Origin of the sequence: Xenorhabdus bovienii SS-2004 (genome assembly GCF_000027225.1) — a bacterium.
Lineage (GTDB): Bacteria > Pseudomonadota > Gammaproteobacteria > Enterobacterales > Enterobacteriaceae > Xenorhabdus > Xenorhabdus bovienii_C.
The window spans coordinates 2,336,232-2,356,234 of sequence record NC_013892.1; the positions used below are offsets into that span (position 1 = coordinate 2,336,232).

General features: G+C 49.3%; 6 protein-coding genes. 2 read left to right on the top strand and 4 right to left on the bottom strand.

Annotated features, from left to right (window positions below):
* The first annotated feature begins 167 nt into the window (after positions 1-167).
* Positions 168-11,675: a non-ribosomal peptide synthetase gene (locus tag XBJ1_RS10015; RefSeq protein ID WP_012988806.1), complete on the top strand. Its 11,508-nt coding sequence runs from the start codon at positions 168-170 to the stop codon at positions 11,673-11,675.
* 73 nt (positions 11,676-11,748) lie between these two features.
* On the opposite strand, the gene hrpA is transcribed toward XBJ1_RS10015, so the two are convergent.
* Positions 11,749-15,654: an ATP-dependent RNA helicase HrpA gene (hrpA, locus tag XBJ1_RS10020; RefSeq protein WP_012988807.1), complete on the bottom strand. Its 3,906-nt coding sequence runs from the start codon at positions 15,652-15,654 to the stop codon at positions 11,749-11,751.
* A 341-nt stretch (positions 15,655-15,995) separates the two neighbouring features.
* Here hrpA and XBJ1_RS10025 point away from each other — a divergent pair, with 341 nt between their 5' ends.
* Entirely contained in the window at positions 15,996-16,610 is a 615-nt protein-coding gene (locus tag XBJ1_RS10025; protein ID WP_012988808.1) for an FMN-dependent NADH-azoreductase, read from the top strand.
* Positions 16,611-16,694: 84 nt separating this feature from the next.
* Here XBJ1_RS10025 and XBJ1_RS10030 read toward each other — a convergent pair whose 3' ends face one another.
* From XBJ1_RS10030 to XBJ1_RS10040, 3 genes are read right to left on the bottom strand one after another with little or no spacing between them, the layout of a single operon-like run.
* On the bottom strand, positions 16,695-17,015 hold the full coding sequence (locus XBJ1_RS10030) for a YdbL family protein (protein WP_012988809.1): 321 nt from the start codon (positions 17,013-17,015) through the stop codon (positions 16,695-16,697).
* Positions 17,016-17,025: 10 nt separating this feature from the next.
* On the bottom strand, positions 17,026-17,187 hold the full coding sequence (locus XBJ1_RS10035; RefSeq protein ID WP_230578774.1) for a YnbE family lipoprotein: 162 nt from the start codon (positions 17,185-17,187) through the stop codon (positions 17,026-17,028).
* Between the two features lie 44 nt (positions 17,188-17,231).
* Entirely contained in the window at positions 17,232-19,850 is a 2,619-nt protein-coding gene (locus tag XBJ1_RS10040) for a YdbH family protein (RefSeq protein ID WP_012988811.1), read from the bottom strand.
* Positions 19,851-20,003: the final 153 nt, after the last annotated feature.

Sequence of the window (20,003 nt, forward strand, 5' to 3'; positions counted from 1 at the left end):
TAGTTAATTTATCTATAATTACTCATTGCTATATATTTTTTCAGGCAAAAATTCTTATTTTTAGATATGTTTTAAGTTCGTTTTCCATCCAGGCATTAAGTTAATCAAAGTCAGTAATTATTTTTCATATATCAGTGAGTCTTAACTATTACAAAGGGGAAATGAGTATGTCACACAGCCAAAATCGCTCCTCAGAAATTTCCTTAGCCGTTGATAACAACAACACTCTTCTTCCTCATGTACATCCGTTGAGTTCTCCTCAGCAAGTCATCTGGCTCGATCAGGTTATCCATCCCGGTTCTCCCAATTACAATATCGGTTTTTTTATCTGCATCGATGGTGAATTGGATGAAGCCTTGTTCACTCGTGCTTTTGAAGCTGTTGTTTATCGTCATGACACACTGCGTTTACAGCTCATCAACACCCACACCTTACCGCTGCAAGAGGTGGCTGGTACGCTCCCTGCGTCCATAGACATACACGATTTATCTCCGCATATCGACGCAGAAGCCCAAGCCAAACAACATATCAATGCCGAGTTCATGCGTCCGTTTCACTTGGATGGAGCACTATGGCGTACCGAATTATTACGGGTGAGCCATACACGTCGGTACTGGCATTTTTGCTGTCATCATTTGATCATGGACGGTATTAGTTTATCCATACTCAGTGAAGATGTTATCGATACCTACAATCGCCTAATGAGGGGAGAAACACTGAACAAAACTGCCCCTTCTTATCTGAATTTCATTACGGATGACCGAGATTATCTGGCTTCTCAACGCTACTCACACGATTTGCAATTTTGGGTGAAACGCTATGAAAGTCTGCCGCCGCCATTACTCCCACCAGCAAATTCCAACAAAGCAGAAAATCACGGACAAGCCAAACCTATTCTTTGGCAAGTAGACAAGGCGCTTTTTCAACGTATCGAAGACACCGTGTCCCGGCAAGGATTATCTATCCTGCATTTTATGTATGCCGTTCTGGCTAGCTATTTCAGCCGGACGACGGGGGAGGATGAAATTGTCATCGGCATTCCCGTGCACAACCGTAAAAATGCCCAACAAAAACGCACTATGGGAATGTTCGCATCCGTTATTCCGATTGGCGTAACAATTTCGCCAGAAGACACGTTCCTTGATGTTATGCACAAAGCCTCTACCGAATTGCGTCGTTGCTATAAGCACCAGCGTTTGCCCATTTCGGAGATCAACCGACAAACACATATCCAGCAGAAAACGGGGCGTGTTCAATTATTTGACATTACATTGTCACTCGAACCGTTCAAAGCTAACCTGCATATGGCAGGAGAAGATACCAATATCCAATTAGTGGATATACACCATGGTGTACCCTATCCTCTTTCGATCATCATCGAACAGTACACAACCGGTCTTGACGATGACCTTCAATCCATCACAATTGAATTCGATTTCTCTACCGATTATCTGAGCACCACAGAGGTCATGGCTCTCCAATCTCGTCTTGCCGTCTTGATCGACGCCGCCATCACCGCTCTGGATACGCCGATAGTGAATTTGCCCATCTTGCCCGAAGATGAACGCCAACAGATATTGGTGGATTTCAATGCCACTCAGGCCAATTTCCCGCAAAATGCATTGATTCATCAACTATTCGAAGCACAGGTGCAACGCAATCCTGACGCCATCGCCGTGGTCTTCGAAGACCAATCCCTAAGTTATGACGAATTGAACCGCCGCGCCAATCGTCTGGCTCATCATCTGATTTCGCTGAATGTGCGTCCAGACGATCGGGTGGCGGTGTGTGTCGAACGCAGTCTGGATATGGTGGTCGGTTTACTGGGTATCCTCAAGGCCGGTGGAGCTTATGTGCCGCTCGACCCGGCCTATCCTGCCGAACGGCTGGCGTATATGCTTGATGACGCGGCACCGATGGTTCTGCTCACACAGACGGCGCTGCTCGACACGCTGAGCACCACCATACCTACGCTGGTGCTCAACGAGCCAGAATCAACCATGGCAACGCAACCGACCCATAATCCGGACGTGCAGGCACTCGGCCTGACGTCACACCATTTAGCCTATGTGATCTACACTTCAGGATCCACCGGACTCCCCAAAGGAGTAATGATCGAGCATCACGGCCTGAGTAATCTGATCTCGACACAGCAGGATGTTCTGGCAATCGAGCCAGGCAGTCATATCCTGCAATTTGCTTCAAACAGCTTTGACGCCTGTATCTGGGAATGTTGCATGGCTCTACTAGGAGGTGCCTGCCTCCATCTTGCCCATCGCATACATCTCCTACCCGGTACAGCACTATCGGATACCTTGGAAGCCAATGCCATTACCCATATATTGCTGTCGCCAACAGCGTTAGCTGCACTGGATTCAATTCCTGTGACACTACAGACCCTGATCGTAGGTGGAGAAGCCTGCCCATCCTCACTGGTCAAACGCTGGGCTACCAGTCGACGCATGATTAATGCCTATGGGCCGACTGAAAGTACCGTCTGTTCAGCTATTTATCTGTGCGATAACCAAGAAGAAAGGACTCCGCCTATCGGCCGTCCAATCGCCAATACTCGTATCTATATCCTTGATCCGTATGGGCAGCCCGTTCCTCTTGGCGTGGTCGGCGAAATTCATATCGCCGGTGCCGGCGTAGCCCGCGGCTACCTGAACCGTCCTGAATTGACGGCGGAACGCTTCCTGCCCGACCCGTTTTCCGGTATACCAGCAGCACGTATGTACAAAACCGGCGATCTGGGGCACTGGCTACCTGACGGCAATATCGAATACCTCGGTCGTAACGATTTTCAGGTCAAGCTGCGCGGCTTCCGTATCGAACTGGCAGAAATTGAGTCTCAACTGGTGCAATGCCACGGCGTACGCGAAGCGGTCGTCCTTGCCCGCGAAGACATTTCCGATGAAAATACGCCGGGCGAAAAACGGCTTGTTGCTTATCTGCTCGCTGAACCGAATGCGGAACTGGTGCCAGCGGAACTGCGCCAGCAGCTCGCGCAGCACCTTGCCGAGTATATGCTACCCAGCGCCTTTGTAACGCTAGACACCTTCCCGTTGACGCCTAATGGTAAACTCGACCGCCAGGCTCTTCCGGCACCCGATCAGACGGCGGTCGTAGCGCGCATCTACGAAGCACCTGCCGATAAAATGGAAATGGCATTGGCTGAGATTTGGCAAGCATTATTGGGGCTGGAAAAGGTGGGACGTTATGACCATTTCTTTGAGCTCGGTGGTCATTCGCTAATGGCGGTGAACCTGATCGAACGACTGCGTAGCCGAGGTTGGGTTCTTGACATCCGTACCGTGTTCTCCACACCGATGCTGGCCGAAATGGCGCAGGCCATGCTGCTTGCTCAAGACAGTATTGCTGCTTTTAGCGTGCCACCCAATCTCATCCCTGACGGCTGTACCACCATCACACCTGATATGCTACCCCTGATATCCTTGTCCCAGCGCGAGATTGATACTCTTGCCGCCACCATCCCCGGAGGTGCCGCTAATATTCAGGATATCTACCCACTCGTGTCATTACAGGAAGGCATTCTGTTTCATCACCTGTTACAACCGCAAGGTGATATTTATCTGTTACGCAACATGCTCGCTTTCGATACTCGTGAAAGTCTCAATGCCTTCCTGACAGCCTTACAACAGGTCATTAATCGCCATGATATTCTGCGTACAGCAGTCTACTGGCAGGGGTTAGCACAGCCAGTACAAGTCGTCTGGCGTCAGGCTCTTCTGCACACCGACATATTTGTACCGACCAGTGACAAGGACGTCCAATCTCAATTGCTGGCACACACCGATCCAGATCAGCGGTGCCTCAATTTGTGTCAAGCTCCGCTTTTCTCCATCGATATCGCCCATGATCCAATCCAGAACGAGTGGTTGCTGGCTCTGTGCTTCCACCATCTGGTCAGTGACCATATCACCTTGGGACTTATCATCGCTGAAATCAGCGAATTGTTGCAAAATCGTGCCGAAAACTTACCCGCAACACAGCCTTACCGCAATTTTGTCGCCCAGTCCCTGAGCGTACCGGCTTCAGAGCACGAAACTCACTTCCGTGAGATGCTCGCCAGTGTAGATGCGCCGACCACACCCTTCGGGATACTGGATGTCCACAGCGGGAATAGACAGATGACTGAAGCCACGCATCTACTTGACGCGATACTGGCCAGAGCCATCCGCACGCAGGCACGCCGTCAAGGTATCAGTCCCAGTGTGCTGTTCCATGTCGCATGGGCGCAGGTGTTAGCTAAAACCAGCGGGCGGGATGATGTGGTTTTCGGTACAGTCTTACTGGGGCGTATGCAAGGGAGTGCCGGCATCGATCGGAGCCTTGGCCTGTTTATCAATACCCTGCCCATAAGGATCCGGCTGGCAGGAAACAGCGTACAAACGACCGTACAAACGGTCTACCGCGATTTGACGAGGCTGCTGGAACACGAGCAGGCATCACTTACGCTGGCGCAACACTGTAGTGGTGTAGCACCATCCCTGCCACTCTTCAGCGCACTGCTTAACTATCGCCATAGTCAACCAGAGACAACCTTTGCCACGTGGGAAGATAAAGGTATACGTCTGTTGGCAGAACAGGAGAGAACCAACTATCCCCTCACCTTGTCCGTGGATGATTTGGGTGAAGGCTTCCGGCTGGTTGCCCAGACTGTGCCGGATATCGAACCGGCTCGTCTGGCCGCCTATATGACCACCGCTCTTACAGGGCTGGTTGAGGCGTTGGAAACCGAACCTCAACGGCCGATCGGGAACCGCTCTATTCTGCCCGCCACCGAGCACCAGCAACTGCTGGTCGATTTCAACGCCACTCAAGTCGATTTCCCACAGTATGCGTTGATTCATCAACTGTTCGAAGCGCAAGTACAGCGCACACCAGACGCCACCGCCGTCGTCTTTGAAGACCAATCGCTGAGTTATAACGAGCTAAACCATCGTGCCAATCGTCTGGCGCACCATCTAATTACGTTGGGGATACGCCCTGATGATCGGGTGGCACTTTATGTCGAACGCAATCTGGCTATGGTAGTCGGTTTATTGGGTGTTCTAAAAGCTGGCGGAGCCTATGTGCCACTCGACCCGGCTTATCCCGATGAGCGGCTGGCGTATATGCTTGAAGACGCGACACCAAAGGTGATGCTAACCCAGAAGATGCTCGCCGATCGTCTGGCCAGCACGGTGCCTACGGTTATGCCCATAATAATACTCGACAACCCAGAACCATTGATTGAGGCTATGCCAACCGATAATCCAGATGTGCGGTCACTGGGTCTGACGTCACGCCATCTAGCATACGTGATCTACACCTCAGGCTCTACCGGTCTGCCCAAGGGAGTGGCGATCGAACACCGCAATACGGTGAATTTCCTCACCTGGGTACAACAAGCTTTCCGCCCTGAAGAGCTAGCCCACACTCTTTTCGCTACCTCGCTCAATTTTGACTTAGCCGTGTACGAATGTTTTGCACCTTTAATCTCCGGTGGCACAGTTCATCTTGTTTCTGATGCACTTTCGCTGGTTACCAAAAAACCATCGGTCAGCCTAATCAATACGGTGCCATCGGCTATCACGAATTTGATCGACACTAACGCGATCCCTGCGGCTACCCGAACAGTCAATTTGGCTGGTGAAGCACTGAAACCTCACGTTGTCGAACAATTGTTTGCTTGTTCTTCTGTACAGGAGGTGTGCAATTTATACGGCCCTTCGGAGACGACAACCTATTCAACCTGGATACGCATGAACCGGATGACTGGCTTTGTCGCTCATATTGGTCGCCCAATCGCCAATACCCAAATTTATATCCTCGACACCGACAGTCAACCTGTCCCGCTCGGTGTTACAGGGGAGATCTATATCGCTGGTGCCGGTGTTGCCCGTGGCTATCTGAACCGCCCCGAACTGACGGCGGAACGTTTCCTGCCCAATCCCTTCACAACAATAGCCGGAGCGCGTATGTACAAGACCGGCGATCTGGGTCGCTGGCTGCCCGACGGCAATATTGAATACCTCGGCCGCAACGATTTTCAGGTTAAGCTGCGCGGCTTCCGGATTGAACTCGGAGAAATCGAAGCCAGATTGGTGCAATGCCACGGTGTGAGCGAGGCGGTTGTGATTGCCCGAGAAGATATTTCTGATGAGAATAGTACAGGTCAGAAGCGTCTGGTTGCCTATCTGCTGCCTCAGGCCGGCGTTGAACTGGTGCCGGCCGAACTGCGCCAACAACTTGCCCAACACCTTGCCGAGTACATGCAGCCCAGCGCCTTTATGACGCTCGACGCCTTCCCGCTGACCCCCAACGGCAAACTCGACCGACAAGCGCTTCCTGCCCCCGACCTGTCCGCTATAGTGACACGCGGCTATGAAGCCCCGATTGGTGAAATAGAAATCGCACTGGCTCAGATCTGGCAAGCGTTATTAGGGCTGGAAAGAGTGAGCCGTTACGACCATTTCTTTGAGCTCGGTGGTCATTCCCTGCTCGCAACCCAGCTTACTTCACGAGTACGCCAGACGCTGGGGTTGGAACTGTCCTTATCCCAACTCTTTGCCTACCCTGTCCTCACTGATTTGGCTGCCGTACTCATCAGCGCATCAGTGACCACGCAAACCGTCATTCTGACCGCCGACCGCCGTCAGTCACTACCGCTCTCTTTCGCCCAGCAACGCCTGTGGTTCATCGCCCAACTCAATCCTAAGGCCAGTCTGGCCTACCATATTCCTACGGTTCTTCGCCTGCACGGACAGTTAGACCACACCGCATTTACAGCCACACTCGATAACCTTGTTGCCCGACAAGAAAGCCTGCGTACACGCTTTGTCCTGATTGGCGAACAGCCTTACCAACAAATCGACGACGCAGATATCGGTTTTACCCTGATCTGTCAGGATCTGCGCGGATTAGACGAGGCTTCCCGCCTAACCCGTATTGACGAATTGATGGAACTCGAAACACAAACCCTGTTTAATTTTGCCAGCGAACCGCTGGTTCGGGGTCAATTGCTGCAATTGGCGGACGAAGAGCATGTGTTGATCCTCACCCAGCACCATCTCATCACTGACGGTTGGTCAGTGGGGGTATTGATCCACGAACTGAGAGCACTCTACTGTGCTGCTCTTGAGGGGCATGGTGATCCTTTACCGCCCCTGTCTATTCAATATGCCGACTATGCCGTCTGGCAACGCGAATGGTTGCAGGGTGATATTCTCACTGCACAACGGGATTTCTGGCGAGAGCGACTTCAGGGCGCACCGACGTTGCTGGCACTGCCCACCGACCGACCACGCCCACCAGAGCAGCGTTACGTCGGCAGTCATGTGCCTATCCATCTGGATGCTGACTTATTGACTGCCCTCAAAGCGCTCGGGCAGCGTCAGGGCACAACGTTATTTATGACTCTGCTTACGGCTTGGGGGATAGTGCTTAGCCGTCTGAGTGGTCAGGACGATATCGTCATCGGCACCCCCGTCGCCAATCGACCACGGAGTGAACTTGAAGGGTTGATCGGCTTTTTCGTCAATACCCTACCTTTGCGTATCGAATTGGGGCAGTGCAACACAGTGGCGGAACTTAGCGTGGCAGAACTGCTCGCCCACGTCCGTGAGCGAGCGCTGGCAGCCTATGCTCATCAAGACCTGCCTTTTGAACAAATAGTGGAAATCCTGCAACCTGAGCGTAGTATGAGCTACAGCCCGATCTTTCAGGTCATGCTGGCGCTGAACAATACCCCCACCCAACCCTTTGAATTACCCGGTTTATCCGTTTCGTTGGTTGAACAAACACATCACAGCGCGCACTTTGACCTGACATTGTCACTCATTGAAACCGTGGATGATCTCAATGGTTATCTGGAATATGCCTCGGATCTGTTCGACCGTGCGACGGTTGAGCGCATGGTGGGTTATATCACTCAAGTACTGACCGCCATGGCGGCCGATGAAACGCAAGCCATTGCCCGTCTGCCGATGTTGTCTGTTGCCGAACGTCAGCAGTTGTTGGTTGATTTCAACGCCACTCAAGTTGACTTCCCGCAACATGGGCTGATTCATCAACTGTTCGAAGCTCAGGTGCAACGCACACCGGACGCCGCTGCCGTAATCTTTGAGAAACACTCACTGAGTTATAGTGAACTCAACCGCCGCGCCAATCAATTGGCACACAGCCTGATAGCCTTTGGCGTGTGCCCTGATGATCGTGTGGCGATTTGTGTTGAACGGGGTTTGGATATGATCATCGGTCTGTTCGGGATCTTAAAAGCCGGTGCCGGTTATATCCCACTCGATCCAGAATATCCCACTGAACGGCTGGTTTATCAGTTGTCAGACAGCAAACCTGTCATATTGCTGACTCAGAAGCATTTACAAACACGCTTCTCAATACAAGACCTGTCCATCTGGCTGCTGGATGATAAAATTCATCAAAATAGCGTAGCGAAACAACCTGCACATAACCCTGACAGCGAGCAAATTGGGCTTCAACCGCACCATTTGGCCTATATCATCTACACTTCCGGCTCAACCGGACACCCAAAAGGCGTCATGCTGGAACATCACAATGTCGTGAGCCTTATCCATGCTCAATGCCAGATCAGTAAGCCCAGCTTGGGCGACCGTATTCTGCAATTTGTAACCGTATCATTTGATATTTCGGTGTCAGATATTTTCCCCACCCTTGCATCAGGCGCCACACTGGTTCTGCGTCCACCCCATATCAAAATACCAAATGTCACTTTTGTCGATTTCTTACGCGAACAGAAAATGACTATCATCAATATCCCGACCGCCTTCTGGCACCATTGGGTACAAGAGATCATGGCAGGACGCGGTGGTTTCAGCCCCTATCTGCACACCGTGATTGTTGGCGGTGATAAAGTAGAACACCGTTATTTAATGGACTGGTTGTCGTGCCCAGAAACGCAATCCTGCCGTTGGTTCAACGCCTATGGCCCCACAGAGATAACCATCACTGCCACGGCACTGATGATAGATGACAAACAGACTCCATCTATGACCGACAACGTTCCGATTGGTCGCCCGCTGTCCAATACCCGCATCTATATTTTGGATGCGCTCGGTCAGCCGGTTCCTGTCGGCGTGAGCGGCGAAATTCATATCGGTGGTATGGGCGTCGCCCGTGGTTATTCGAACCAACCGGAACTAACCGCAGAGAAATTTGTTGTCGACCCATTCAGCAACCACCCCAACGCCCGTATGTATAAAACCGGCGACTTGGGTCGCTGGCGGACTGACGGCAATATCGAATACCTCGGTCGCAATGATTTTCAGGTTAAAATACGCGGTTTCCGTATCGAACTGGGGGAAATCGAAACCAGATTGCTACAATGCCACGGCGTGCGTGAGGCTATTGTGCTTCATCGAGAAGTCCTTACCTGTGAAGGTATGCCGGGCGACAAGCGCTTGGTTGCTTATCTGCTCGCCGAACCGAATGCGGAACTGGTGCCAGCGGAATTGCGCCAGCAGCTCGCGCAGCACCTTGCCGAATATATGCTACCCAGCGCCTTTGTAACACTCGACGCCTTCCCGCTGGCACCCAATGGCAAGCTCGATCGTCAAGCACTGCCGACGCCGGATCAGGCAGCGATCGTAACCCGTGTTTATGAAGCGCCAGTCGGCGACATAGAAATGGCACTGGCCGAGATCTGGCAAGCGTTATTAGGTCTGGAAAAGGTGGGTCGTTATGATCACTTCTTTGAACTCGGTGGCCACTCGCTGATGGTGGTGAGCCTGATCGAACGGCTGCGTGGGCAAGGTTGGAGCCTTGACATCCGCACCGTGTTCGCCACACCCGTGCTTACCGAAATGGCGAAAGTGATGCTGATAGCCGGGGATAACGCGGCTACATTTACCGCACCGTCCAATCTCATTCCTGATGGCTGTACCGCCATCACCCCAGACATGTTGCCCCTGATCTCCCTGACGCAATGCGAGATTGATGCCATTGCTGCTACCCTTCCCGCTGGTGCTGCTAATATCCAGGATATCTACCCACTCGCCCCGTTACAGGAAGGTATGCTGTTCCACCACCTGCTGCAAACACAAGGGGATAATTATCTGTTACATATCTTGCTTACTTTCGACACCCGCGAACGTCTTGATGCCTTTCTGACGGCCTTTCAACAAGTCATTGACCGCCACGATATTCTACGCACCGCCTTCTGCTGGCAGAAATTACCCCAGCCAGTGCAAATTGTCTGGCGTCAGGCGCCCCTGCGCATCGACACCTTTGTGCCGGACAGCGACAAGGACATTCCCGCTCAGTTACTGGCACACACTGACCCGTACCGACACCGCCTTGATATCAGTCAGGCTCCACTCTTATCCACCGATATCGCCCATGATCCGCATCAAGATAAGTGGTTACTGGCTCTATGCTGCCACCATATACTCAACGACCATATGTCATTAGATCTCATCATCAATGAAATTAACGAACTGCTGTACCATCGTACAGGGGACTTACCTCCTGCACTACCTTACCGTCACTTTATCGCCCAGTCCCTGCGTGTACCGATGTCAGATCACGAAGCCTATTTCCGTGAGATGCTCGCCGACGTGGATACACCGACTGCGCCTTTCGGAATACTGGATGTCTACAGTGGGAATCGACCGGTAACTGAGGTCATAAAACCACTTCGTGCAGCACTGGCCAGAGCTATCCGCACGCAAGCGCGCCGTCAGGGAGTCAGTCCCGGTGTGCTGTTCCATGTCGCGTGGGCGCAGGTGCTGGCAAAAATAAGCGGGCGGGATGATGTGGTCTTCGGGACAGTCTTGCTGGGGCGCATGCAGGGAAGCGCCGACATTGAGCGGACTCTAGGTCTGTTTATCAATACGCTGCCCGTGCGGATCCAACTTGCAGGGAACAGTGTACAGGAGACGGTGAAAGCGGCTTATCGTAGTTTGACACGGTTGCTGGAACACGAGCAGGCACCATTGGCGCTGGCTCAGCGCTGTAGCGGTGTAACGCCACCCCTGCCACTTTTCAGTTCACTCCTTAACTATCGCCATAGCCAATCGGATATAACCCGCACTCTATGGGAGGGCATACATCTGACGACTGCACAGGAGAGGACTAACTATCCCCTCTACTTGACTGTGGATGATTTGGGTAAAGGCTTTCTGTTGGCGGCTCAGACCGTACCGGGTATCGATCCGGCGGGTCTGATCGCCTATATGACTACCGCCTTGGCGGGTCTGGTTGAGGCGTTGGAAACCGAACCTCAACGGCCGATCCTGAGCCTCTCCATTCTGACTGCCTCCGAACATCGGCAGTTGCAAGATACCTTGACTCAGCACTTCACCCAATCCCACGGAGTGCGTGAAGAAACTGCCGTGGCTCGCGGCTATGAAGCCCCCATCGGTGACATGGAAACGGCACTGGCACAAATCTGGCAGAAGCTGCTGAAACGGGAAAAAGTCGGCCGGCATGACAATTTCTTTGAGTTGGGCGGCCATTCGCTGACAGCGATACAATTGCTGGCTCGTATGTATGAGCAAAATATGGAGATTCCGTTAGCGGCAGTGTTCACTCACCCCACTCTGTGTGAGCTGGCCTCAACTGTGGGTAAGCCGACTTCCCCACTTGTCGCTGAGCTATGGACAAAATTAGCAAAGAATTTTTATTCTAAATAACGGTGTAGTCATCGTTATCTTTTATCGGCCAATGTAAATACGGGGCTGTTGAGTTACCTACAGCCCCTAAAGACTACATAGCGATATTTTCCATTACCTGCAAAATACGTTTATCCGAAATTGGGTATGCTGTTCCCAATTGTTGGGCAAACAGGCTAATCCGCAGTTCTTCTATCATCCAGCGAACCTCTTTCACTTCAGGTAATTGTTTCTGCTGAATAGACAGTTTCGCCAGCCACTGCTGCCATTGCCGTTGGATATTTTCAATCCGGCTCATGTGCACCCTGTCCCTGTTTGGATCAATCGCCAATTTTTCCAGCCGACGTTCAATGCCATTCAAGTAACGCAAAACATCCGCAAGACGTTTCCAGCCGTGAGCGGTAACAAAACCATTAAAAACTAAACCGGAAATTTGTTCTTTAATATCCGACAAGGCAAGCGCGAGTGCGATATCCACCCTTCCTTTCAAACGTTTATTAATAGAAAAAACAGTCGTCAAGATCTGCTCGACCTGTCTGGCTATATCGACCACTGCATCATTTAAGTCAGCCCGAACTTTATTCTGTAAACTTGCAAATGCTTCTTCATTCCATGCCGGCCCACCATTTTCTGCGATTAATCTATCTACACCGCAGGAAATGCAGTCATCAATCAGATCCAGCACTTTTCCATAGGGATTAAAGTACAGCCCCAGTTTAGATTTGTTAGGTAATTTCTCATGCAGGTACTTAATCGGTGACGGAATATTCATTAGCAGCAATCGACGGGTTCCTTCCCACATTGCGTTTTGCTGTTCAGATTCAGTCTCGAAAAGTTTAATACCGATGCTGTCTTTTTCATCCACCAAGGCCGGAAATGCCTTAACAGAATAACCTCCGCGTTTCTGCTCGTAACGTTCAGGCAATTCGCCAAAGCTCCAGATATGCAGTCCGCTTTGTTCAATGCCATCATCCGCTACCGCCGAGAGTGTTTCCTGTACTTTCCCTTTCAATTGCAGCTTCAGTGCAGACAGAACCTTACCTTCCGCCAGCGGTTTGTTTTTCTCACCAATGATACGGAATGTGATTTTCAGATGATCAGGAATCTGATCCCACTGCCAATCATCACGTGACACTGTCACCCCCGTCATACGACGGAGTTCTTTCTCAAAACTATCCAGTAAGGTAGCCTGCGGCTGTGTTATCCGCTCCAAAAATGCCTGTGCATAGTTAGGTGCAGGCACAAAATTCCGACGTACGGGTTTTGGCAGGGATTTAATCAATGCAACGACCAGGTCATGACGAATTCCCGGAATTTGCCAGTCAAAGCCTTCATCCTTAACTTGATTCAAGATCGGCAACGGAATATGCACGGTGACACCATCCGCATCCGTTCCTGGCTCAAACTGGTAACTCAAACGGAATTTCAAATTGTCTTGATACCAATAGTTGGGATAATCCGAAGCACTAATTTTATCTGCATCCCCTTTGATTAACATGCTCTTTTCAAAGTTGAGCAGTTCAGGTTGATCTTTACTGGCGACTTGCCACCAGCGATCAAAATGTCGGGAAGACATGACTTCTTTACCGATTCGCTGATCGTAGAAACTGAACAAGGTTTCATCATCCACCAGAATATCCCGACGGCGGGATTTATGCTCCAGTTCTTCGACTTCTTCGCGTAACTTGAGATTGGCACGGAAAAATGAGTGGCGGGTCTGCCAGTCTCCTTCCACCAATGCATGGCGGATGAACAACTCCCGACATAACATTGGATCAATCTGGCTATAATTCACTAAACGTCCCGCCACAATCGGCAAACCATACAACGTCACTTTTTCCGTTGCCATCACCGCACCTTGAGATTTCTGCCAATGCGGTTCGCTGTAATGGTGTTTGATTAAATGTGCTGCCAATGGCTCGATCCATTCAGGTTCAATACGTGCAGCAATACGCCCCCATAATCGGCTGGTTTCCACCAATTCAGCCACCATTCCCCATTTAGGTGGTTTTTTGAATAATCCTGAGCCCGGAAATACAGAAAAACGAGCATTACGTGCACCAGTATATTCCTGTTTATCGGTATCCTTCTGACCGACATGAGATAACAGACCCGTCAACAACGCAATATGGATACTGCGGTAATCCGCTTCTTGACTGTTTATCGGCAGGCCAATTTCTTTAACAACCTGCCGAAGCTGAGTATAGACATCCTGCCACTCCCTCACTCTGAGGTAATTCAGATAGTCCTGGCGGCACAGTTTGCGGAATTGTGAGCTGGAAAGCGCTTTCTGCTGCTCAACCAGAAAATCCCACAATTTCAGGAATGTGATGAAATCAGAATCTTTATCTGCGAAACGACGGTGTTTTTCATCAGAAGCCTGCTGTTTTTCCAGCGGCCTTTCCCGTGGATCTTGAATAGATAACGCAGAGGTAATAACCATGACTTCACGGACACAACCATGCGCTCTTGCTTCCAACACCATACGCGCCAATCTTGGGTCGATAGGCAGTTGTGCAAGTTGCTGCCCCATTTGTGTCAGCCGGTAAGTTCCGCCTGACAGGGATTCCGGATCAATGGCTCCCAGTTCTTCCAGCAAACGGACACCATCTTGAACATTACGTTTATCCGGCGCTTCAACAAACGGGAATGCGCTCACATCGCCCAAACCAATGGAGGTCATCTGCAAAATGACAGAAGCTAAATTAGTACGCAGAATCTCAGGATCGGTAAATTCCGGACGAGATAAATAATCGTCTTCCGAGTAGAGCCGGATACAGATCCCATCTGAAACACGACCACAGCGGCCTTTGCGCTGATTAGCAGATGCCTGTGAAATCGGCTCTATCGGCAGACGCTGGACTTTGGTTCGATAACTGTATCGGCTGATACGTGCAAAACCGGTATCAATGACATATTTGATACCAGGCACGGTCAGCGATGTTTCTGCAACGTTAGTGGCCAATATAATTCTGCGCCCGACATGCGGCTGAAATATCCGGTTCTGGTCGCTGTTAGATAAACGGGCAAACAGGGGCAGGATTTCAGTATGCGGAAAGTTCTGTTTATCTAGTGCATCCGCCGTATCACGGATTTCCCGCTCCCCGCTCATAAACACCAGAATGTCGCCTGAACTTTCATGCCCCAATTCATCTACAGCACCAATAATAGCTTCGAGTTGATCCCGATCGCTGTCATTATCATCGCCTGCCACCGGACGATACCGAATTTCCACTGGATAAGTACGGCCAGAGACTTCAATAATTGGTGCATTGTTGAAATGGCGGGAAAAACGCTCAGGATCAATCGTCGCGGAGGTAATGATAATTTTTAGATCAGGACGTTTAAGCAGCAACTGGCGCAAGTAGCCAAGGATAAAATCAATGTTCAGGCTGCGTTCATGCGCTTCATCAATAATCAGCGTGTCATATTGCAGCAGCAGGCGATCTTGCTGCAATTCTGCCAGCAGAATACCGTCCGTCATTAACTTGACCAGCGTATTCTCGCTGACATGATCATTAAAACGTACTTTATAACCAACGGTTGAGCCAAGCGGAGTTTCCAGTTCATCCGCAATACGGCTGGCAACCGAGCGTGCTGCCAGGCGACGAGGCTGCGTATGACCAATTAACCCTTTAACCCCTCTTCCCAACTCAAGGCAGATTTTGGGGATCTGGGTTGTTTTACCTGAACCCGTTTCTCCCGCGATAATAACCACTTGATTATCCCGAATTGCTTTGTAGATATCGTCTTTTTTCTGGCTAACCGGCAGGTTTTCAGGGTATTTAATCGGGGGACATGAGGCTTGACGATTGATAACTTTCTGTTTTGCAGTGGCGATATCTCCAGAAATGGATTGTGCCACGGCCTGTAAGGAGGCCTGATTTTTGATTTTTGCTGCCCCATGCAGACGTTTTTTCAACCGGAACTGATCGCGCAGTGGCGTGTGCTCAAGTTCAGCGAATAATTCAGCAAACGATGCTGTCAAAGGTGATTCCACTGTGATAAATCCTTGTGATGTTCTTAATTGAGTAGCGCTGTCTTTATTCTCAACACCGCTTTTATTGTCAACACAATATCTTCTTATTAAAACACTGAGTCTGAAAACCTATTTCGGTAGATTAATAGGATAGGTTCTTATTGATTGAAATATTAGAAGTGTAACATATCTTGATCACCCCGATGAAATCCATCTGAACCGCAAATCCGTTATTCAATAAATTTGAATGCCAATCTCGAAATATTGAGCTATTGCCTGAACGATATACGACATAAAATAGCTGACACATCGACACAATTAGCAACACATCAGTTACCCTGTGTTAATCAAGGAATTGAAATATGAATAAAGTACTTGTTCTGAAATCGAGCATTCTGGCGCAGCATTCCCAAAGCAACAAAATGGCTGATTACTTTATCGAAAAATGGCAGGCCAACCACATAGATGATAACGTTACTGTGCGCGATTTAGCTGAAAACCCAGTACCAGTGCTTGATAGCGAATTGGTGGGAGCTTTGCGTCCAAGTGATGTCGAGATGACAGCACGCCAGAAAGCTACATTAGCCTTATCGGATGAATTGATTGCGGAGTTGAAAGTTCACGATGTGATCGTGCTTACTGCCCCAATGTATAATTTCACTATTCCAACCCAATTGAAAGCCTATTTTGACCTGATTGCCCGTGCCGGTTCGACCTTCCGCTATACAGAAACCGGGCCAGAAGGTTTGCTGAAAAACAAACGTGCCATTGTGCTGACCAGTCGCGGCGGCATTCATAAAGATAACCCAACGGATTTGATAACACCGTACCTGCGTACTTTTTTGGGATTCATCGGTATTAACGATGTTGAATTCGTCTTTGCAGAGGGTTTCGGATTGGGTGCGGAATCGGCAGAACTGGCTCACCAATCTGCCCAGAATACCATAAATGATATGATGGCAAAAATTTCAGCTTAATGAATAGCTCAGAATTATTACTGCAAAATTAGACCGAGTGTTTATTGCATTTTCTTTGCGCGCCAGATGGCGCGCTTTTTCATTTTACTTCTTCACCCAGTTACCATTAATACCAAGCACATATTCACCTGCCCCAGCACGGTTCACCAACTTTTCACCCGCCATTTTAGCAACCTGATTCGTTGTCATATTATTTTGCGCGGCAATTTCAGCATATTTCTTTTCCCGCTCCTCGTTGACTTTTTGGATCACGGACTGAGTATCCCTGGTCTTCTTCACAGGTGCCAAATAGCCACTGAACGTTTCTCCTACCAGCCCTTGCTGTTTTGCTTCACTCAATGTCATGCCTACAGCAAAAGAACTGAATAGCAGACTCGCCAGAAATATTACTCCTGCTTTTTTCATATTCTGGCCCTTAAAATAAGTTGGAGTTATTTTTGAGCATATCTTCAATTTGTCTATCGACTTTAATATGAATTTCATGCTCAATCTTCACATTCATCTCGATCTTGATCGGTTTATCCGGTGTCGCTACCTCCAGCCTGATGCATCCCGTCAAAATTATGCTGGCCAACATCAGACTCGCTATGCCCACCGACAACCTGAGCCCAGTTTTTGTTATCATTTGTCACTCCTTACAGATATATTTTTCTGTAACCACTCTTCCAGATTACTGCCAAAGCGCAGACTATGCCATAACTGAAAAGTGTTCTCTTCATGGCGATAATTAAGTCTGACTTCTCGTTTTTTATCCACTCTGGGATTAACGCCGATGACCTCTGAATTCAGTATCAAAGTGCCCAAATTATCCAGTGTCACATGTGCCTTTGAATGGCTGATTTCCAAATAACTCAGCCAATCCATTGTCATACCTGCCGTCAGGTCATTTTTCCCTATCGAGTCAACCGTATCTTTATCTAACCTCAATGTCAGAGATCCATCATTGGATACCCAGCCCTGCTGAATAATCCAATTTTTATCATTCAATAATAGTGGCAATTCCCCGCTGATTCTGCCCGACATAGCTATTTGCTTAACTTTCAGAACACCGAACAATTTGCTCAGATTTAATTTATCAAATCGTAGTACCGCAGCCTGTTTTTGGGGTAATTGAAGTTTATCCAGCCCAAGTTTACCATCCAGCATGTCCACATTCACATTGAATAACGTCAACGGCTGGGTTTCAGTGGGTGGGTAGAAACCCAGCAAATCGGCTGTCACATTCTGCATACCAAACAAGCCCTTAATTTCATTGACCCTGAGTTGGACAGGTGATGTGACCCCCAATTGCCAAGTATGTTCCTGCAAACGCCACGGCAAAACAAAATTCAAGCCGTCAATTTCGCCATCCTTTAGCCAAACACTCGCATTTTTCACTACCCAATGACCACCAGCACGTAATCCCTGCCCCTTCGCAGCCGAAAATGCCGCTTGAGCATAGAGGTTTCCACCACGCACCATCATCCCCAAATCTGCGGGGATCAAGGACTGAAGTGCTAATAGAGATTGACTCGGCCAACGAGCCTCTCCCCGCAATCGCGTACCGTCCCAGCGACCATAAAATGGGATTGGCTCAATACCTTTGGGGGATAATTTCCCATTCAGAATAAAATTATCCGGCGACTGACCTGTCACGGTCGCCTTAAAATCGAAAGGAGGCAAAAAACCGCCAGAACGAAAATCTGTTCTTAAGGTGGATAACTGCAAGTCCCCCATGAATGTCGGTTGAGTTGCGGAACGTTCCCACACCAGCGGCTTGATAAGTTGCAAACGCGGTGCCTCCACCTGCACAAGGCCGTATTGGATAACATCAAAACCCGTGTTTAACGCATTCACCGTTACCTGTGAACGATTCCAGCTTCCTGTGCCTGCAATATCCCATTTGGCTTGCAGCGGGGGTAAGTGTCCATTGCCCCAATAACGCCAATGCCAATTTCCCTTATCAGGGATAAAATCCTCGGCATTCCCATCGAGATGCAGTTTGAATTTTCCCCAATAGCTATCCTGTGCAGTCACGATAGCTTGCAGACGACCCGTAAGACCATCACGGGTCAGATAAGTCCCCGCCAATGGTAAACGCGCTTCCTTAACCGTAAAGGTTTCGCTTACTTTTCCCCACGCACGAAACAGCGCACCCGGCTGAAATGTGATTTTAGGTGCCACCAGCGGGCCCGTCACAATAGCGGGCAATGACATCGTTATGACCATCTGCCCATGGTTCATTTGTCCGGTTAACTGAAACGGGATATGAGCATTCGCCATATTGATAAGTGCCGGTTTTATAGAAAGAACGATATTGCCCTTACCTAGTTCATTTTGGGTGATCAAATTCACTCGCCCACTGACTAACATGCCACCCATACCTTCTTTCCAGTGATCAAAGGTCAGATTCACACCTCCTGACAGTGGCTGCCCCATATCCATCCAATGCCATTTACCATCAGTTATCAAAAATTGAGATTGATTGAATGACCATGGCAACTCTGCCAATATCCGTTGTTGCCTCTCTTCCCTAATAGTGAGCATTCCTCCCTGCCCCTGCCATTTTAATATTATCTGCAAAGGATCAGGATATTGACTGATGGATAGCCTCCCTGTTATCTGACCTTGTGCGGGTAGTGCGTCTATATCCAATGGCAACGAGATATCCCCATTCAGGCTGATTTCCTGTTCAGGTAATTTCACAAGGAATTGGTGAATAACTAATGTCTTTTTATCTGCCGTATGAACATTCAGCTTTAATTGCTTGCCTTGATAGGAAAATGTCTGCCCTTGACGTGATGAATCAAATTGGAGTTTGCCGGCAAACTCCTGCCACGGCGTAAGTTCAAAGTGATCAACGACAAGTTTAACCGCAGGAATGGAGGATAATATATCCTCAATCGATAATGGTGCTGACGGGTTTTCTGTCGCTGGCAACTGCACCAGACACGGGCTATTGCTGTGAACACTAAAAGCATGAATATTCCAGTAGTGCTCTTTGGTTTGTTCTTTGCGTGGGTATCCCACAGACAGCCCGGACACATTGACCCATTCACAGCCTTTTGCTTTCAATGCCAAATCATCCAGCCGTAATGTATTCTTTTCCCATTTTGGTTGACTGAGAGAAAGAGTAACGCCCTGTGGCAACCAATGACTGGCAATCAATGGCAGCCAATGCGGAAGTGTGTACCAACCAGCCAACACCAATAACACCAGCAGTGTTATCATCACCGCAAACACTTTGAATATCTTGGTCATTACATCCTTATCTCTTATTTTCAATCTATGCACAACATCCTGTTATGATAGTTTCATATCAGGCTCTAAGCTGGTTTATTATACGGGCTATTATCATGAATAGCTTATTAGTCGGTTTGTTCGAGTAGTGAATGCAACAAATGGTTCGAATGA

Bases quoted from the DNA above. Each gene is read 5' to 3' on its own strand.
- XBJ1_RS10025 (WP_012988808.1), top strand. From the start codon at position 15,996: ATGAATAAAGTACTTGTTCTGAAATCGAGCATTCTGGCGCAGCATTCC.
- XBJ1_RS10030 (WP_012988809.1), bottom strand. From the start codon at position 17,015: ATGAAAAAAGCAGGAGTAATATTTCTGGCGAGTCTGCTATTCAGTTCT.
- XBJ1_RS10035 (WP_230578774.1), bottom strand. From the start codon at position 17,187: ATGTTGGCCAGCATAATTTTGACGGGATGCATCAGGCTGGAGGTAGCG.
- XBJ1_RS10040 (WP_012988811.1), bottom strand. From the start codon at position 19,850: ATGACCAAGATATTCAAAGTGTTTGCGGTGATGATAACACTGCTGGTG.
- XBJ1_RS10015 (WP_012988806.1), top strand. From the start codon at position 168: ATGTCACACAGCCAAAATCGCTCCTCAGAAATTTCCTTAGCCGTTGAT.